Genomic DNA, 15,160 nt, shown 5'->3' on the forward strand with positions numbered 1-15,160 from the left:
AAACCGAGGTGTATAACATGTTTCGTAAGTTTACCGTGATCGGACTCGCAGTCGTATGTTCGCTCACCATGTCATTAGGCATTTCCGCAGCCGACTCCGGTCAATCCGGGGAAAACGCGCGGGCGAGCTCGATTTCCTGGCCTGCAAAGCAAGCGCTTCCAAGCTTTTCGAAAATCAAGCAGCTGGATGTGGCGGACATTTACGATGCTCCCGGCGACATTAAGCTTCTGATGGCAACCCTGCAAGGCATCGTCAACCGTGCGGAGCCCCGCATCTATTTGCTGGAAAATAAAGAGGAAGGCAAGTTTACATGGCTGAACGACCTGAACGTGACGTACAAGGTCCGGGACGACTACTGGCAAATTGTAAAAGCCTACGCGAATGAGGTTAACGGCCTCATCGTTTACGATCCGAACGTTCCGGATTCGGTCAATGTGGCAACGACGCTGGCCGGCTTGAAGGGAGCGGTCGTCGCAAGCCCCGAGCTGGCGGAGAAGCTGCAGGCGGAGCCGTACGGCCTGAAGGTGCTGGACGACCTGCAGGGGAAATTCAAGGACCGTCTGGACGCGTACACCTGGCAGTACGAAAATCTGTGGAGCAAGACGACGCACCGGATGATCGTCGGGCTCAGCCCGATGACCTCCGTCCGGCTGCCGGACCAGTCCGATCTGTTTAAGGTGCTGGCGCAGGATACGACGCAGGAGCGGGACGCCAAAAACCGGAAGGTATATGACCTCGATCTGAGCGGCAGCCTCGGCAAAGAGGACGTGTACCTCCGCTTCGACGATGCATTCCCGCAGGACGGCTGGGGGACTGCCGTTCATGAAGTGACGGTCAAAGCCGACGGCCGGACGATCGCGCAATTTATTCCGGGGACGCCGGAGGAGGAAGCCTTCCTGTATGACGGAGGCGGCTCGCAGGTGTCCGCAGGAAGCGGCGGACACCGGTTCGCAGACAATGGTCGTTATTTCGTCTACAAATTCACGCCGCCTGCCGGAACGAAGCAGCTGACGGCATCGGTCGATATGTGGAACCAGTACAAGGTATCCGCAGGTAACGAGAAGCCTGTATCGTCCGAGCAGAAGGAGCCGTACGGCTACCTGCGCGACTACGCCGTCGCGAACAAAGCGATGGTATTCTGGCTTGATTCCAACGTTCCGGAGCAGAAGGCGCTGTTCGAGAAAATTTTGTCCGATGTAGAGCCGGGCACACCTTACCTGGGCTGGTTCAGCAACGATGTGGACGGGGAATTCAGCGGCGTTGAAATTACGTCGAGCCATGGCGTCTATGTCCTGGCGGCCGACTGGTTCAGCAATCTGACTGTGTTCTCCGGCACGAAAGCGAATAAGGCAAAAACCAAAGCGGCGGCTGCGCCGAAGCTGGAAAATAAAATTTACGTGACGTATACGTTCAGCGAAGGCGACAACTTCCAGTACAATCAGCATAGAATGCGCATTTTGTGGGACGATCCGAGCCGCGGCAAGGTGCCGCTGAACTGGACGTCCAGCCCGCTGCTATACGACGGCGCGCCTGCCATGCTGAATTATTACAACGATACGGCAACCGCTAACGATCTGATTATCGCGGGACCGTCCGGCGCCGGCTACTTCTACCCGAATGCATGGCCGGCCGGGTCGTTCACGGACTTCCTGAAGCAGACCTACTCGTATCTGGAGAAGACGGGCATGACCATTCCTTACGTCTTGAACCGGATTGACAGCCAAAATGTGCCGCTGAGCCCGGAGCATGCCGCTGCTTATATCGAGGAGTACAAAGCTCCGGGACTGTTCCTGAGCTGGGAGGACCATCACGGCGTCGAGATTATCGGCGGCAAGCTGCCGGTCTCGACGATTCAAGGCATCAGCACGGCGCAGGACGGCAAAAAAATTCTTGAAGAAGCGAAAGCGAACTGGGACGGCAAGTCCCCGATGTTCGTCTCCCTCGGCCTGCTTGCATGGAGCTTGACGCCATCGGACATCGCGGAGCTGCAAGCGTCGCTTGGACCGGAGTATGAGGCTGTCCGCGCAGACCAGTATTTCTCGCTGATCCGCAGCGCGAACGGACTGCCGGCGAAGCCGTAAGCTTAAGATATATGAAAGACGAGGGGAGGACGCCGGCTGCACCGGTCGTCCTTTCCGTTTTTCAAATAGAGAAGACAACCGAATTGTTTGCGCGATCCCTTGAAAAGTCTGGCCAAAGGATATATTATATATAACATATAAAATATACAGAATTTTTGGTGAAGACATGAAAAATGAGAGAATGCCGCTATATCAACAAATTCAGGATTATATAAAAGAACTGATCGTCTCCTCGGGGATGAAGCAGGGCGACCGCATTCCGACGGAGAAGGAGCTTATGGAGCTCTTTAACGTGAGCAAGATTACCGTCGTTAACGCCTTGGCGGGGCTCGTCAACGAAGGGACGATTTCCCGCGTTCCGGGAAGAGGGAGCTTCGTCAATAAAGTGGCGCCGGAGCCTTCCGATTCCGATCGCTCGTCCGAGCAGCAGCCTCTTGATCATTTCCGTTCGGAGGGCCTCGGGCAGAGACTGATCGGAATTATCATGCCGACGATCGAGGATTATTTTTCGATCCGGTTGCTTGACGGCATGCAGCTCGCTCTGAAGGAGAAGGGCTACCGGTCGCTGATTCAATTGTCGGGCGGAGAGCTGGACCGGGAGAAGGAAGCGATCAAGCTGTTCATGGATATCGGCGTTGAAGGCCTGCTCATCTTCCCTGTCGACGAGGAGCAATATAACGAGGAAATTTTGAGCATGAAGTTCAGCGGGTTCCCGTTTGTGCTCATCGACCGCTTCCTGCCCGGCGTAGAAACGGATTACATTGCATCGGACGGCAGACTGGGCACGCAGCTTGCGGTGGATTACTTGTGGGAGCTGGGCCACCGCGAAATCGCGATTTGCTCCGACTCGCCTCTGCAGACGGTTACGGTGCAGGAAAGAATCGACGGCTATATGAATGCGCTAAAGAACAAAGGCGCGCTCATCAATCCCGCCCATATTATTACCGAATTCCGCTTGAATCAGGGGGACGACCGCCAGACTCATCCTTTGTACCGCTATGTGAAAAACCGGATGGCGACCGCCTATATTACGCTGAACGGCAAGCTGGGCGCCCATATTCACCAAATGGCCGAGCAAGCCGGGCTGAGCGTGCCGCAGGACCTGTCGATCATTACGTTCGACGATTCAACCGCCATTCTCGAAGGGGTAACCGCCTTCACCCACGTGAAGCAGTTCGAGCACGAAATCGGCCATCAGGCGGCTAACCTGCTTCTGGACCGCATTGGCACCGGGTACAAGCCTAAAGGGAAATTCAGCAAAATATTAATCAAACCGGAGCTGATCACCCGTCGTACGACGGGGCCGTGCAGCTAAACGGATCATAACGGGTGAAAGCCGCCCTGACCGTCATTTGCAGTGACGTCAGGGCGGCTTTTTGCTGTGCGCTGCTCTCCGATGCGGAGAAGACTATCGCCATATTAAATATGTATATAAACAAAAAAAGGAAGGATTCGACATAAGATCCGATTGATCCAAATGATTCGAATGACGAAAATGGAAAAAAAGAGGGTGGAATTTCCTGATTTTTGAGCGAGTAGTGCTTTTTGGCTAGTTTTTGGCGGTTTCCCCTTGCAGAATGTCGATGGATGATTATGAAAAGGGTATAAAAAGTTTTTTAAAAATATATTGAATATATACATATAGGACGTTATACTGGGGAAGAGAAATCGGCCTTCTTTACATACACATTCGTCAGTAACGAAAACCCGGCAAGGAGGTTTTGCGTTTGGCCAGAGATCGAAGGGAAGAAAGAACCGGCTTTCAGGAGTCCGCTCCTTATCGCGCTTCCTATGATTTGCAGACGGATTTTGTCATGGTGTACGGAATCGACGGCACGATGCCCGAGCGGATTCGCCAGTGGAAGGAAAAGGGTTATATCGTCCATCTGATGACAGGAGTAGCTTGGGGGGAATACCAGGATTACCTGAACGGCACGATAGACGGGCGGGTCCACTGGGACGAGGCGCAGACCGACAGGAACGGTGATCCGATTATACACGGCGATACGCCGGACGTTCCGTATATGGTCCCGTCCCTTGCGTACACGAATTTTTTGGCCGGTCAAATCCGGATTGCGGTTGACGCGGGCGTGGAAGCGATTCACCTGGAGGAACCGGAATTTTGGGTGAACGGCGGCTATTCCGAAGCGTTCAAGCGGGAATGGAGGCTGTATTACCGGGAGCCGTGGTCGCCTCCGCACTCGTCTCCGGACGCGCAGTTCAGGGCGTCGAAGCTTAAGGCGTATTTGTATACCCGCAGTCTGGACCGCTTGTGCGCCGAAATGAAGGACTATGCGCTGACGCAGTACGGCCGGGATTTGCGCTTCTATGTGCCGTCCCACAGCTTGATCAACTATACGCAGTGGAGAATTGTCAGCCCGGAATCGCAATTGATCGATTTGCCTTCCATTGACGGCTACATCGCGCAGATCTGGACGGGGACGTCACGGACGCCCAATGTGTATGAAGGCATACGGAAGGAACGGACTTTTGAAACCGCTTATCTGGAATACGGCATTATGCAGGAGCTGGTCAGGGGGACGGGACGCCGGATGTGGTTTCTCCACGATCCGATCGAAGACAACCCGAACCATTCCTGGACCGATTACAAGCAAAATTATTTCCGGATCGTAACCGCGTCGCTGCTTCATCCCGCCGTATCGCATTACGAGGTGGCGCCGTGGCCGAGACGGATTTTTGAAGGGAAATATCCGTCAGAGGACGGCAGCGGGAAAGAAAGCATCCCGCCGGATTACGCCACGCTGCTGCTGAGTGTGATGCACACTCTCGGAAACATGGAGCAGCATGTGGAGACCGACGAGTCGGCGGACGGGAAAATCGGCGTGCTGATTGCCGACTCGGCGATGTTTCAGCGCATGAAAATGGAGGACGGCGAGCCTGCCGGTCTCGGCAAATATGACGGCACCGATCCGGATAAGTTCGAAGCGGAAGGGGATACGGAGCTGCTCGACTTTTCTCCGTTCTACGGCTTGGCGCTGCCGCTGCTCAAGCACGGCATTCCGGTGCGGCCCGTCCAGCTCGACAACGTACGCCGGTTCGCGAGCTACCTGGACGGGTACCGGGTGCTGCTGCTCAGCTACGAATTTATGAAGCCGGAATTTCCGGATCTGCACTTCGCATTGGCCGGATGGGTTAGAAACGGAGGCGCGCTCGTGTACGTCGGGGACGACTCGGACCCGTACAACGGTATCCGCGCCTGGTGGAATGAAGGCAGCCGCCGCTTTGCCGCGCCCCGTGAGCATTTGTTCGAGCAGCTGGACCTGGCGGGAGCGGCAAGCGGCGTTTACCGGGCAGGCAAAGGGGCCGTCGGATATTTGAACGCCGCGCCGGATGCTTGCGCGAATTCGGCCGAAGGAGCCGACGCTTTACGAAGCACGGTCAAAGCGACGATGGAGCTGCTGGGAGCTCCGGATAGTTCGTGGCAGCCGAAGCATTATTTCCGGCTGCGGCGCGGGCCGTACGTCATTGCCGCCGTACTTGACGAGTCGGTCGACGATACGCCGCTGATTATTCCGGGTCCGTTCGTCGATTTGTTCGACCCGTCCCTCCCTATTCTGACGGAAGTACGGCTGGCACCCGGCGAACAGGCATTTTTGTACGATGTGGAGCAGGGCCGCCCGGCCGAATGGGAGATCGCCTGCATAGCGGCGTCCTCCCGCATCGAATCTCTGGAAGCAAGCGCCGGGGGCTTCAAGTTCCGGGCGAAGGGTCCTTCCGGGATGCGGGCGTCGGCCAGATTCTATTGCCCGCGGCGTCCGGCTTCCGCATCGCTGCATTACCGGGGCAAAGAGGAGACGATCCCGTTCAAGTGGGACGAAGCGTCGGCGACGGTCGCACTGTGGTACCACCATTCAAGCGAAGCGGATGTTGTGGTGAATGTAAGTTGGGAAAGCGGAATGGAACGCTGACCGAAAAGGAGACTGAGTATGCCATATGAAACGGTAAGGCCTGAGCAGCTGAAAGCGATACTGAACGATTGGAAGGAGCACATCTATGTTCCGCTGGAGGAGCTGCGCGTAACGGCTTGGGTAACGCCGGAGCCGGTGCCTTACGAGGAGCGGATGTCCGGTCAACGGATCGAGCTTGCTCAAGGGGACCGCTGGGGCAATCTGTGGGATTGCGCGTGGTTTCACTTCGCGGGCAAGGTGCCCGCATCGGCCAAAGGCGCCAAGGTCGTTCTGCTGATCGATGTGAACGGGGAGCTTTGCCTTGTTGACGAGGAAGGGTCGCCCGTACAGGGTCTGACCAATATTAACTCGGAATTCGATTACTCCCTCGGCTTGCCCGGGAAACGGGTCGTGCACGTAAGCGAAGCGTCCACGGGAGAGGAGCCGATCGAGCTTTGGGGGGATGCGGGCTGCAACGACCTGTTCGGACGATACCGGAGCGGCACGCTGAAGGAAGCGTTAATCGCGGTTTGCCGGGAAGAGGTCAGGCGGCTGTATTACGATGGCGAAGTGCTGCTTGAAACCGCGGAACGGCTGCCGGCCGGCTCTGCCCGCAAAGAGCGGATTTTGCAGGCGCTGTACGAGGTGTCCCTGCTGCTGACGGAGCTGACGGACGAGCGGGTCGGCGAGGCGCGCCGCATTCTCGGTAAGCAGCTGGCGATGCGGGGCGGCGATCCGGTATTGACGATTAACGCCGTTGGCCATGCGCATCTCGATTTAGCCTGGCTGTGGCCGATCCGGGAAACGATCCGCAAAGGGGCAAGGACCTTTTCCACGGCGCTGCGCATGATGGAACGTTATCCCGACTATGTGTTCGGGGCGAGCCAGCCCCAGCTATACGATTGGATGAAAACGAAATATCCGAAGCTTTATGAACAGGTCAAGGAGCGCGTAAGCGAAGGTCGCTGGGAGCTTCAGGGCGCGATGTGGGTCGAGTCGGATACGAACGTGCCGGGCGGCGAGGCGCTTGTGCGCCAGATTCTATACGGCAAACGATTTTTTGAACAGGAATTCGGACAGGAAATGAAGTCGCTCTGGATGCCGGACGTATTCGGTTATACGGCGAGCCTTCCGCAGCTGCTGAAAAAAGCCGGAGTCGACTACATGATGACGCAGAAGCTTTCCTGGAGCATGTATAACCGGCATCCGCATCACACGTTCATGTGGGAGGGCATTGACGGCTCGCAGGTGCTTCTGCACATGCCCCCCGAGGATACGTATAACTCCCCGGCCGCTCCGCGCTCGATCGTCAAGGCGGAAACGGACTATTTGGACAAAAACGTATCGGATCATTGCCTGATGCTGTTCGGCATCGGCGACGGGGGCGGCGGTCCGGGGGAGGAGCATCTGGAGCGGCTGGCCCGCGAGAAAAACTTGCTTGGCCTAAGCCCGGTCGTGCAGACGACCTCAACGGCTTTCTTCGAGAAGCTAAGCGAAGGCCGGCATCTTTACCAGACCTGGAGCGGGGAGCTGTACCTGGAGAAGCATCAGGGGACGCTGACGAGTCAGGCGCGCAGCAAGCGGTACAACCGGAAGCTGGAGAAGGCGCTTCGCGAGCTGGAATTTGCGGCGGCGCTGGCCGGCATGATGAACGGGAAACCATATCCGGCCGAAGAGCTGGAGGCCATCTGGAAGGAAGTGCTGCTGTACCAGTTCCATGATATTTTGCCGGGATCGTCGATCAAGAGGGTATACGATGAGTCGCTGGAGCGCTATGCGGCGCTGGAGGCGCAGGTGGAAGGCCTGATTGCCGGCGCATACGGCGATATCGTCCGGCGGCTGCCCGCAGAGCCGGCCGGCAGGCGGCTGGCGGTGTTCAATTCCCTGTCCTGGGACAGGGAGGAGTGGATGAAGGTAGACGGACGATGGATGCGGGTCTCCGTGCCGGCCATGGGTTACGCCCTGGCTGAGACGGCGGAGCGCACTCAGGCAATGGCGGAGACAGCCGCTTCCGTGGAAATTGAAGCGCTGCCGACCTTCCCGGGACTGCATGCATCGGCTGCGAACCGGATCATCGAGAACGACCTGCTTACCGTTACGTTCGCGGCCGACGGCTCCATCGCTTCAATTTACGATAAGGAGCACCGCCGGGAAATTGTACAGCAAGGCAAGGGTGCGAATGCGCTGCGCATCTATCACGACCAGGGCGACGCCTGGGACTTCCGCCAGGATTACAGGCAGACGGGCGGCCTGCCGCTTCAGCTGGAAAATACGGAGGAGTTCGCCGACGGACCGACAGCCGGTCTCGTTCACCGCTACCGGACAGGCGATTCCATCCTGACTCAGAAGGTCGTGCTGACGCATGGCAGCCGCAGAATCGACTTTGTGACCGACGTTGACTGGCGGGAATCCGGCAAAATGCTGCGCACCTCGTTCCCGGTAGATGTCCGTACGGACGCCGTCAGCTGTGAAATCCAGTTCGGCTACCTGAAGCGGCCCACCCACCGCAATACGATGTGGGATTATGCTAAGGATGAGATTTGCGCGCATCATTGGGTGGATTTGTCGGAGCCGGATTACGGGGTTGCGCTGCTGAACGACTGCAAATACGGGCACCGGGCGGAAGGCGGCACGCTTGACCTGAACCTGCTGCGCAGCCCGTCCTATCCCGATCCCGAAGCGGACCGGGCGGAGCATACGTTCACGTATTCGCTTTATCCGCATAAGGGCGATCATGTGCAGGCGGAAGTGTACAAGCGCGGTTATGAGCTGAACGTTCCGCTTCGGACATCGGCGTTGGCAGCGGCGCAAGCCGGCGGCCCGGTATCGGCAGCGGCGATGCTGCCGGGGGCGCAATCTTTTCTGAATACGGGACACCCGAACGTGATGATAGAGGCCGTGAAAAAAGCCGAGGACGGGGACGATCTTGTGATCAGGCTGTACGAAACGGCCGGCGCCCGCGCGGAAGCGGCACTCGGCTCCGGATTCGGATTCCGGGAAGCATGGGAGGCCGATTTAATGGAGCGGAAGCTCGGAGCTTTGCCGGCAGAAGGCGGAAGAGTGCCGCTGACGTTTGCGCCGTTCGAGATCAAAACCTTACGGTTAACGAATCCGGCTCTGGTCGACAAGTAAAGGAGGAGGCTTATGACAGCATCGCTGCTGTGGAAACGGGTCTGGCGGCATAAAGTGTTTTACCTGTTTATGCTGCCGGGTATCGTCTGGTTTTTCATCTTCTCATACGTCCCTCTATTCGGTATCCAGGTAGCCTTCCGGGACTATACGTTCTCGGGGGGCTTCACCGGGAGCCCTTGGGCCGGTCTAAAATATTTCCAGCAGTTTTTCGACTTCTACAAATCCGAAGAAATTATCCGCAACACGATCATTATCAGCTTCCTCAAGCTGGCCATCGGATTTCCGATGCCGATCTTGCTTGCGATTTTGCTTAACGAGGTTGGAAGCCTTAAATTCAAGAAAACCGTGCAAACGCTTTCGTACTTGCCGTATTTCGTTTCCTGGATTGTCGTGGTCACTCTGATGCAGCGCCTTCTGACGCCGTTCGGCGGACCGCTGAACGAAGCGCTGTCCCTGTTCGGCCTCGAGCCGATCCAGTTTTTGTACAATCCGTCCTGGTTTTATCAGGTCATCGTAGGCTCGGATATCTGGAAGAACATCGGATGGAACTCTATCATCTATATGGCGGCGATTGCCGGCATCGATCAGCAGCTGTATGAAGCCGCCAAGATCGACGGCGCGGGCCGGTTCCGGCAAATCTGGCATGTGACGCTTCCGGGCGTCCGAAATATCGCGATTATACTGTTCATCCTGTCGATCGGCAGCCTGATGAGCGCCGGCTACGAGCAGCTGCTGCTTCTCAGCGGACCGCCTACGGCCAGCATCGGCAGCGTTCTGGACGTTCACGTCATCACCTCCGGCATAGGCGAGGGAAGACTCAGCTACGCGGCCGCAGTCGGCTTGTTCCAGAGCGTCATCGGCCTCATCCTGATTTTGACGGTCAACCGGATTGCCCGCAAGGTCAGCGACGTATCCCTCTTCTAGGAAAAGGAAGTGACAAGATGAAACGCCATTTGTCCATTTTCACCTTGCTCAACTATTTGATTCTGGCTCTGGTCGGATTTTCGATGGTTTATCCGTTCATCTACATTCTCGCCTATTCGCTGAACGACGGGAAGGATTCGATGATGGGCGCCCTATATTTCCTGCCGCGCCAATGGACGCTTGAGAACTATGCGCAGGTGTTCGAGGATGCGCGCATTTGGCAGGCTTACAAAATTACGCTGCTGCGTACGGTTCTCGGCACGTTTCTGCACGTGGCGCTAAGCACGCTGATGGCCTATGCGCTGTCCAAAAAATCGCTGCCGGGACGAAGCTTTTTCTCTTTTTACATTTTCTTGCCGACTATTTTCAGCGCGGGCTTCATTCCGTTTTTCATCACGCTTCAAAAGCTCCATCTCATCAACACCTTCTGGGTTTATGTCATTCCGATGCTGTTCAGCTTCATGCATATCGTCATCATCCGCACCTTCCTGCAGGGCATCCCGGAGGAGCTCGAGGAATCGGCCCATATCGACGGCTACGGCGACTTTCAAATTTTTATCCGCATCATCCTGCCGCTTTCGGGCCCGGTGCTTGCCACCATCTCGCTGTTCATCGGGGTGGCCCATTGGAACGACTGGTTTACCGGCGCCTACTATGTGTCCGATAAAGATCTGAAACCCGTACAGACGCTGCTCCAGGAAATGCTGACGCAGGCGGAGGCTTTCTCTTCCTCTCAACAGCGTGCGGCGCAGCAGGGCGGCCAAACCATCGGTTCAAGCGTGAGCGGCTCGACGCCGGAATCGCTGCGGATGGCGCTGCTCGTCATTACCGTTTTTCCGATTTTGTGCGTTTATCCTTTTCTCCAGCGGTATTTCGTCAAAGGCGTTATGATCGGTTCGGTCAAAGGATAACGGTCCCCGTATGGGGCTTTATCAAAATACAGGAACTCAATTGGGGAGGGTTTAGTATGAGGAAGATTTATGTGAAAGGCGCATCGGTATTGCTTGCGGCTTCGCTTTTCTCTGGTGCGCTGGCGGGCTGCTCGAACAACGAGGAGCCGGCGGAAACGAACGGCGAAGGCGGGACATCGGGACAGAAGGAAGTCACGCTGAAGGTGCTTCACAACTGGAACGGGTCTACCGGCTCGGAAGTCGACATGACCCCTGTCGAGCAGGTTATCAAAGAGAAGACCGGGGTTACCGTCGAATGGGAGTACACGACCGGAAGCGAGGTCGAGAAGGTGAACGCCATCTTCGCAACCCAGGATCTTCCCGACATTTATACCGGGCCGGCATGGGGCGGCGAGCTGGACGGCATCGTCAAGGCGGCCAAAGAGGATCAGCTTGTCGACTTCTCGGATAAGCTGGCCGATTACCCGAACCTCGCGAAATCGATCGCCAAGGAAAACGTTCCTCCCGCATTGTACGAGAAGGCGATTGACGCATACGGCGGCAAAAAATATTTGCTGCTGCAAAATCAGCCCGCAACCGATGAGGACGGCACGGATTGGCTGTACGGCTTTTACGTGCGCAAGGATATCGCGGAGGCGGTCGGCATAGATCCGCAATCGGTCCATACGAAGGACGAGTTTTACAATTTTCTGAAGAAAATCAAGGACGCGAACCTGCAGGCGGCCGGGCAGCCGGTCATCCCGCTCGGCGGCTTCAGCAACGGATGGGCCGTCGGCATTGCCAATACGATGTTCTACGGCGGCGCCGGCTATGTCGATAAGGGAGACGGCACGTTAGAGAACAGCTTTTTCGCGAAGGGCTACGACGACTATACGCTGTATTACCGCAAGCTGCTGTCCGAAGGGCTGCTGGATGCGGAAGCGTTCACCCAAACGGACCCGATTGCCAAGGAAAAAATAACGCAAGGCCGCGTCGCGGTGCTTGCCGCACATTATCCTGCAATTCTTGACGCTTCCAAGGAGTACGTCAAGGCGCATCCGGGCAGCGACTACATTCCGGTCGGCCCGCTGGAGCGGGCAGGCGCGGAGCCGGATCGCCCGGTTGATCTGGGCATTCAGGGCAATAACGTCACGGCGATTACGAAAGCATGCAAGGACGTGGACGCTGCGCTTCGCCTGCTGGACTTCCTTGCCTCCGACGAAGGCTTCATGCTTGTCCGCTACGGCGTGCAGGGCGTTCACTGGGATATGGTGGACGGCAAGCCGACGGCGAAAAAGGAGTATTTCGACAAGTTTGCGGCAGATACGTCGGGCAAGCTGATTGCGCGCAAAAATGAAGGGCTCGAAATCGGCTTCAACTCCATGACGGGGATGGACCGCATTAACTCCGTCGGCGGCGGCGATATTTGGCTCGATCAGGAACGGATCGCCGCGATGGACAATGCCCGCAAAATTCTCCGTCCGAACGGCATTAAGGTCGTCACTGCGTACAACCCGGGCGATGTCATCGTCAAGTCCGAGCAGTGGGAGATGCTGAAGCCGTCGATGGACAAAACGGGCGACGCCTGGAAAGAGGCGGTATACGCGAAGTCTGACGAAGCGGCTCTGAAAATCCTGAACGAGCTGCGCGAGCAGATCAAGAAAACCGGCTACGACGAAGCGATGAAATTTACGAACGACAATTTGAAAGGCAAAGAAGCGGTCACGATGCAAATGCCGAACTGATCCGGCTGCGGGGGAGCGTTCACGCTCTCCCTTTGCGCGTTTGTGAAGCAATCATTTCGTTAAGAGGAGAGATTGAACATGTCCCAAGCATTCAGGCCCCCTTCCGTCCCGCTCATTGCCGTTGACCCGTATTTCAGCGTCTGGTCGGCGGCGGATCGCCTGTACGACGATCATACGAGACATTGGACGAACAAAAGGAACAGCATGGCCGGCCTTATCCGGATCGACGGCAAAACCAGAAGATTTATGGGCAAGGCGGAGCTTTCGGAGGAGGGCGGCTTAGAAGAGCCGGCGCCGATGGAGCAGAAGAGCTTGAAGGTCGAGCCTTTAACGAGCACCTATCTGTTCGAAGCGGATGGCGTCGAGCTGGAGGCTGTTTTCACGACTCCGCTGCTTCCGGACGACCTTGATCTGTTGTCGAGACCGGCCTCCTACCTAACGTTCCGCGTCCGCTCGACCGACGGCAAGCCGCACGACGTCAAAATTTATGCCGACATCTCTGGAGAATTATGCGTTCATACGACGGATCAGAGCATCGGCTGGTCGCGCAGCACGATCGACGGCCGGATCGCCGCAATGCGAATGGGCACGATAGAGCAGCCGGTGCTGGAGCGGGTCGGCGACGATACGAGAATCGACTGGGGTTACGTCTATTTGGCCGTGCCTCATGCGGACGGCCTTGAAACGGGCATTCATTCTTACAAGGCGCGGCAAACGTTCGCCGAGTCCGGCCGTCTTCCGCAAGGCGACGATGAAGCGCATCCTCGAGCCGTCTCTGAAGACACTCCGGTTATGGCGGTCGTGTTGGATTTCGGCCGGGTGAACGAGCTGCAAGCCTCGCAGTACATCATTGCGGCGTATGACGATATCCATTCGATTGAATATTTCGGCAAGCCTCTGGACGCATATTGGAGAAGATCGGGGCTCGCCTTCAAGGACATGCTGGTTTTGGCTGCAGGGCAATATGAAGAAATGATGGACCGATGCGAGGCGTTTAACCGCAAGCTGATCCGCGAGAGCGTCAACGCAGGCGGGGACAAATTGGCGGATATGCTGTCGCTCGCGTACCGGCAAGCTATTGCGGCTCATAAGCTGGTGAGCGACGAAAACGGGGATGTGCTGTTTTTCTCCAAAGAGAATTACAGCAACGGCTGTATCGCGACCGTCGACGTTAGTTATCCGTCCATTTCGCTATTTCTGCTGTATAACCCGGAGCTGGTTAAGGGGATGATGCGACCGATTTTCCGGTATGCGGCCAGCGAAGCCTGGAGCTTTGATTTTGCGCCGCACGACGTAGGCTGCTACCCGAAAGCAAACGGTCAGGTGTATGGCGAGAATGCGCTGGAAAACCAGATGCCGATCGAGGAATGCGGCAATATGCTCATCATGGCTGCGGCCGTCTGCCTGTATGGCGGGGATGCGGATTTCGCCAGGGAGCACTGGGGGCTGCTGACCGGGTGGGCCGAATATTTGAAGGAGTATGGAATGGACCCGGACAATCAGCTGTGCACGGATGATTTTGCCGGCCATTTGGCGCATAATGCGAACCTGTCCGTCAAAGCGATTCTCGGGCTCGGCGCTTATTCGATTCTTTGCTCTATGCTGGGCGAGAAGGGCGGCGACAGCTATTATGCGGCGGCGCAGGAGATGGCTTCAATATGGGCGGAAATGGCGGATGCCGGTGATCATTACAAGCTGACCTTCGACAGCGCGCCGGAATCCTGGAGTTTAAAATACAACCTCGTATGGGATTTGCTCTTCGGTCTTCGCCTGTTCCCTGAACGGACTAGGGAAGACGAGATCCGTCATTATATGGCCAAGCAGAACCGGTACGGTACTCCTCTGGACAGCCGCAGCACGTATACGAAGGCGGATTGGCTCGTCTGGAGCGCATGCATGGCGAAATCGCGGGAGGATTTCGACCGGATGATCGAGCCGCTCTGGCATTTCCTGAACGAGTCGCCGAGCCGGGTTCCTTTTACCGACTGGTACGATACGGTCAGCGGCATGCAGATGAACTTCCAGAACCGCTCGGTCGTCGGCGGTTTGTTCATCCCGCTGCTCAAGGCGTTTGAATCGCCGTTCCCGGCGGGATTCGAGCACAGCGGTACATTGGCGGAGGGACTCCGCTAGCATAGCTGAATTGTAACCCCGGCCTCCTTGGGATGGCCGGGGTTTGGCTTCGCTTTGCGGCGGGTGCGCATGTATGCCCACTATTGCTCCGTTCCGCTGCATAACTGATGTAGATCTGGGATATGTTCACCATTGCTCTGTTCCGCTGCATCACTGCTGTAGAGCAGAGACATGTCCACCATTGCTCCGTTCCGCTGCATAACTGGATATGCCTACCATTGCTCCGTTCCGCTGCATAAACTGCATCAGAAACCTCACATGAAGAAGGTTGATCGGCGCTACGGTGCACATTCGGCTAGGCCCCTTAATTCTGGAGTCTCCCACCGTCAATTTGACGTTTTCGCAGT

Annotated in this window: 9 protein-coding genes; 8 read left to right on the forward strand and 1 reads right to left on the reverse strand. The window is 56.7% G+C overall.

Going from position 1 to position 15,160, the window contains the following annotated elements:
- Window positions 1-17 precede the first annotated feature (17 nt).
- From KP806_RS24325 to KP806_RS24360, 8 genes are all read left to right on the forward strand, one after another.
- Window positions 18-2,081, forward strand: a complete 2,064-nt coding sequence (locus tag KP806_RS24325; protein WP_224726351.1) for a GxGYxYP domain-containing protein — start codon at window positions 18-20, stop codon at window positions 2,079-2,081.
- A 166-nt stretch (window positions 2,082-2,247) separates the two neighbouring features.
- Window positions 2,248-3,396 carry a GntR family transcriptional regulator gene (locus KP806_RS24330; RefSeq protein WP_224726352.1) on the forward strand — a complete coding sequence of 383 codons (1,149 nt, stop codon included), beginning with the start codon at window positions 2,248-2,250 and terminating at the stop codon, window positions 3,394-3,396.
- 412 nt (window positions 3,397-3,808) lie between these two features.
- The gene (locus KP806_RS24335; protein WP_224726353.1) at window positions 3,809-6,010 is read left to right on the forward strand and encodes a hypothetical protein; all 2,202 of its coding nucleotides are present in this window, start codon (window positions 3,809-3,811) and stop codon (window positions 6,008-6,010) included.
- Window positions 6,011-6,028: 18 nt separating this feature from the next.
- Complete coding sequence (locus KP806_RS24340; protein WP_224726354.1) at window positions 6,029-9,121, forward strand: alpha-mannosidase; 3,093 nt, start codon at window positions 6,029-6,031, stop codon at window positions 9,119-9,121.
- Window positions 9,122-9,133: 12 nt separating this feature from the next.
- A complete protein-coding gene (locus KP806_RS24345) occupies window positions 9,134-10,045 on the forward strand; it encodes an ABC transporter permease (protein WP_224726355.1) in 912 nt (303 codons plus the stop codon).
- A 17-nt stretch (window positions 10,046-10,062) separates the two neighbouring features.
- Entirely contained in the window at window positions 10,063-10,956 is an 894-nt protein-coding gene (locus KP806_RS24350) for a carbohydrate ABC transporter permease (RefSeq protein WP_224726356.1), read from the forward strand.
- A gap of 56 nt (window positions 10,957-11,012) precedes the next feature.
- Window positions 11,013-12,680 carry a type 2 periplasmic-binding domain-containing protein gene (locus KP806_RS24355; RefSeq protein WP_224726357.1) on the forward strand — a complete coding sequence of 556 codons (1,668 nt, stop codon included), beginning with the start codon at window positions 11,013-11,015 and terminating at the stop codon, window positions 12,678-12,680.
- 78 nt (window positions 12,681-12,758) lie between these two features.
- A complete protein-coding gene (locus KP806_RS24360; protein WP_224726358.1) occupies window positions 12,759-14,813 on the forward strand; it encodes a glutaminase family protein in 2,055 nt (684 codons plus the stop codon).
- 150 nt (window positions 14,814-14,963) lie between these two features.
- Here KP806_RS24360 and KP806_RS24365 read toward each other — a convergent pair.
- Window positions 14,964-15,160 (reverse strand): hypothetical protein (locus KP806_RS24365; RefSeq protein ID WP_224726359.1); only part of this gene is annotated, 197 nt, incomplete at its 5' end.

It is taken from the genome of Paenibacillus vietnamensis (assembly GCF_020169515.1).
Taxonomy (GTDB): Bacteria; Bacillota; Bacilli; order Paenibacillales; family Paenibacillaceae; genus Pristimantibacillus; species Pristimantibacillus vietnamensis.

What these genes read in the sequence shown, in the direction of transcription:
- KP806_RS24330 (WP_224726352.1), top strand. Translation starts at nt 2,248, where the DNA reads ATGAAAAATGAGAGAATGCCGCTATATCAACAAATTCAGGATTATATA.
- KP806_RS24355 (WP_224726357.1), top strand. Translation starts at nt 11,013, where the DNA reads ATGAGGAAGATTTATGTGAAAGGCGCATCGGTATTGCTTGCGGCTTCG.
- KP806_RS24350 (WP_224726356.1), top strand. Translation starts at nt 10,063, where the DNA reads ATGAAACGCCATTTGTCCATTTTCACCTTGCTCAACTATTTGATTCTG.
- KP806_RS24345 (WP_224726355.1), top strand. Translation starts at nt 9,134, where the DNA reads ATGACAGCATCGCTGCTGTGGAAACGGGTCTGGCGGCATAAAGTGTTT.
- KP806_RS24340 (WP_224726354.1), top strand. Translation starts at nt 6,029, where the DNA reads ATGCCATATGAAACGGTAAGGCCTGAGCAGCTGAAAGCGATACTGAAC.
- KP806_RS24325 (WP_224726351.1), top strand. Translation starts at nt 18, where the DNA reads ATGTTTCGTAAGTTTACCGTGATCGGACTCGCAGTCGTATGTTCGCTC.
- KP806_RS24360 (WP_224726358.1), top strand. Translation starts at nt 12,759, where the DNA reads ATGTCCCAAGCATTCAGGCCCCCTTCCGTCCCGCTCATTGCCGTTGAC.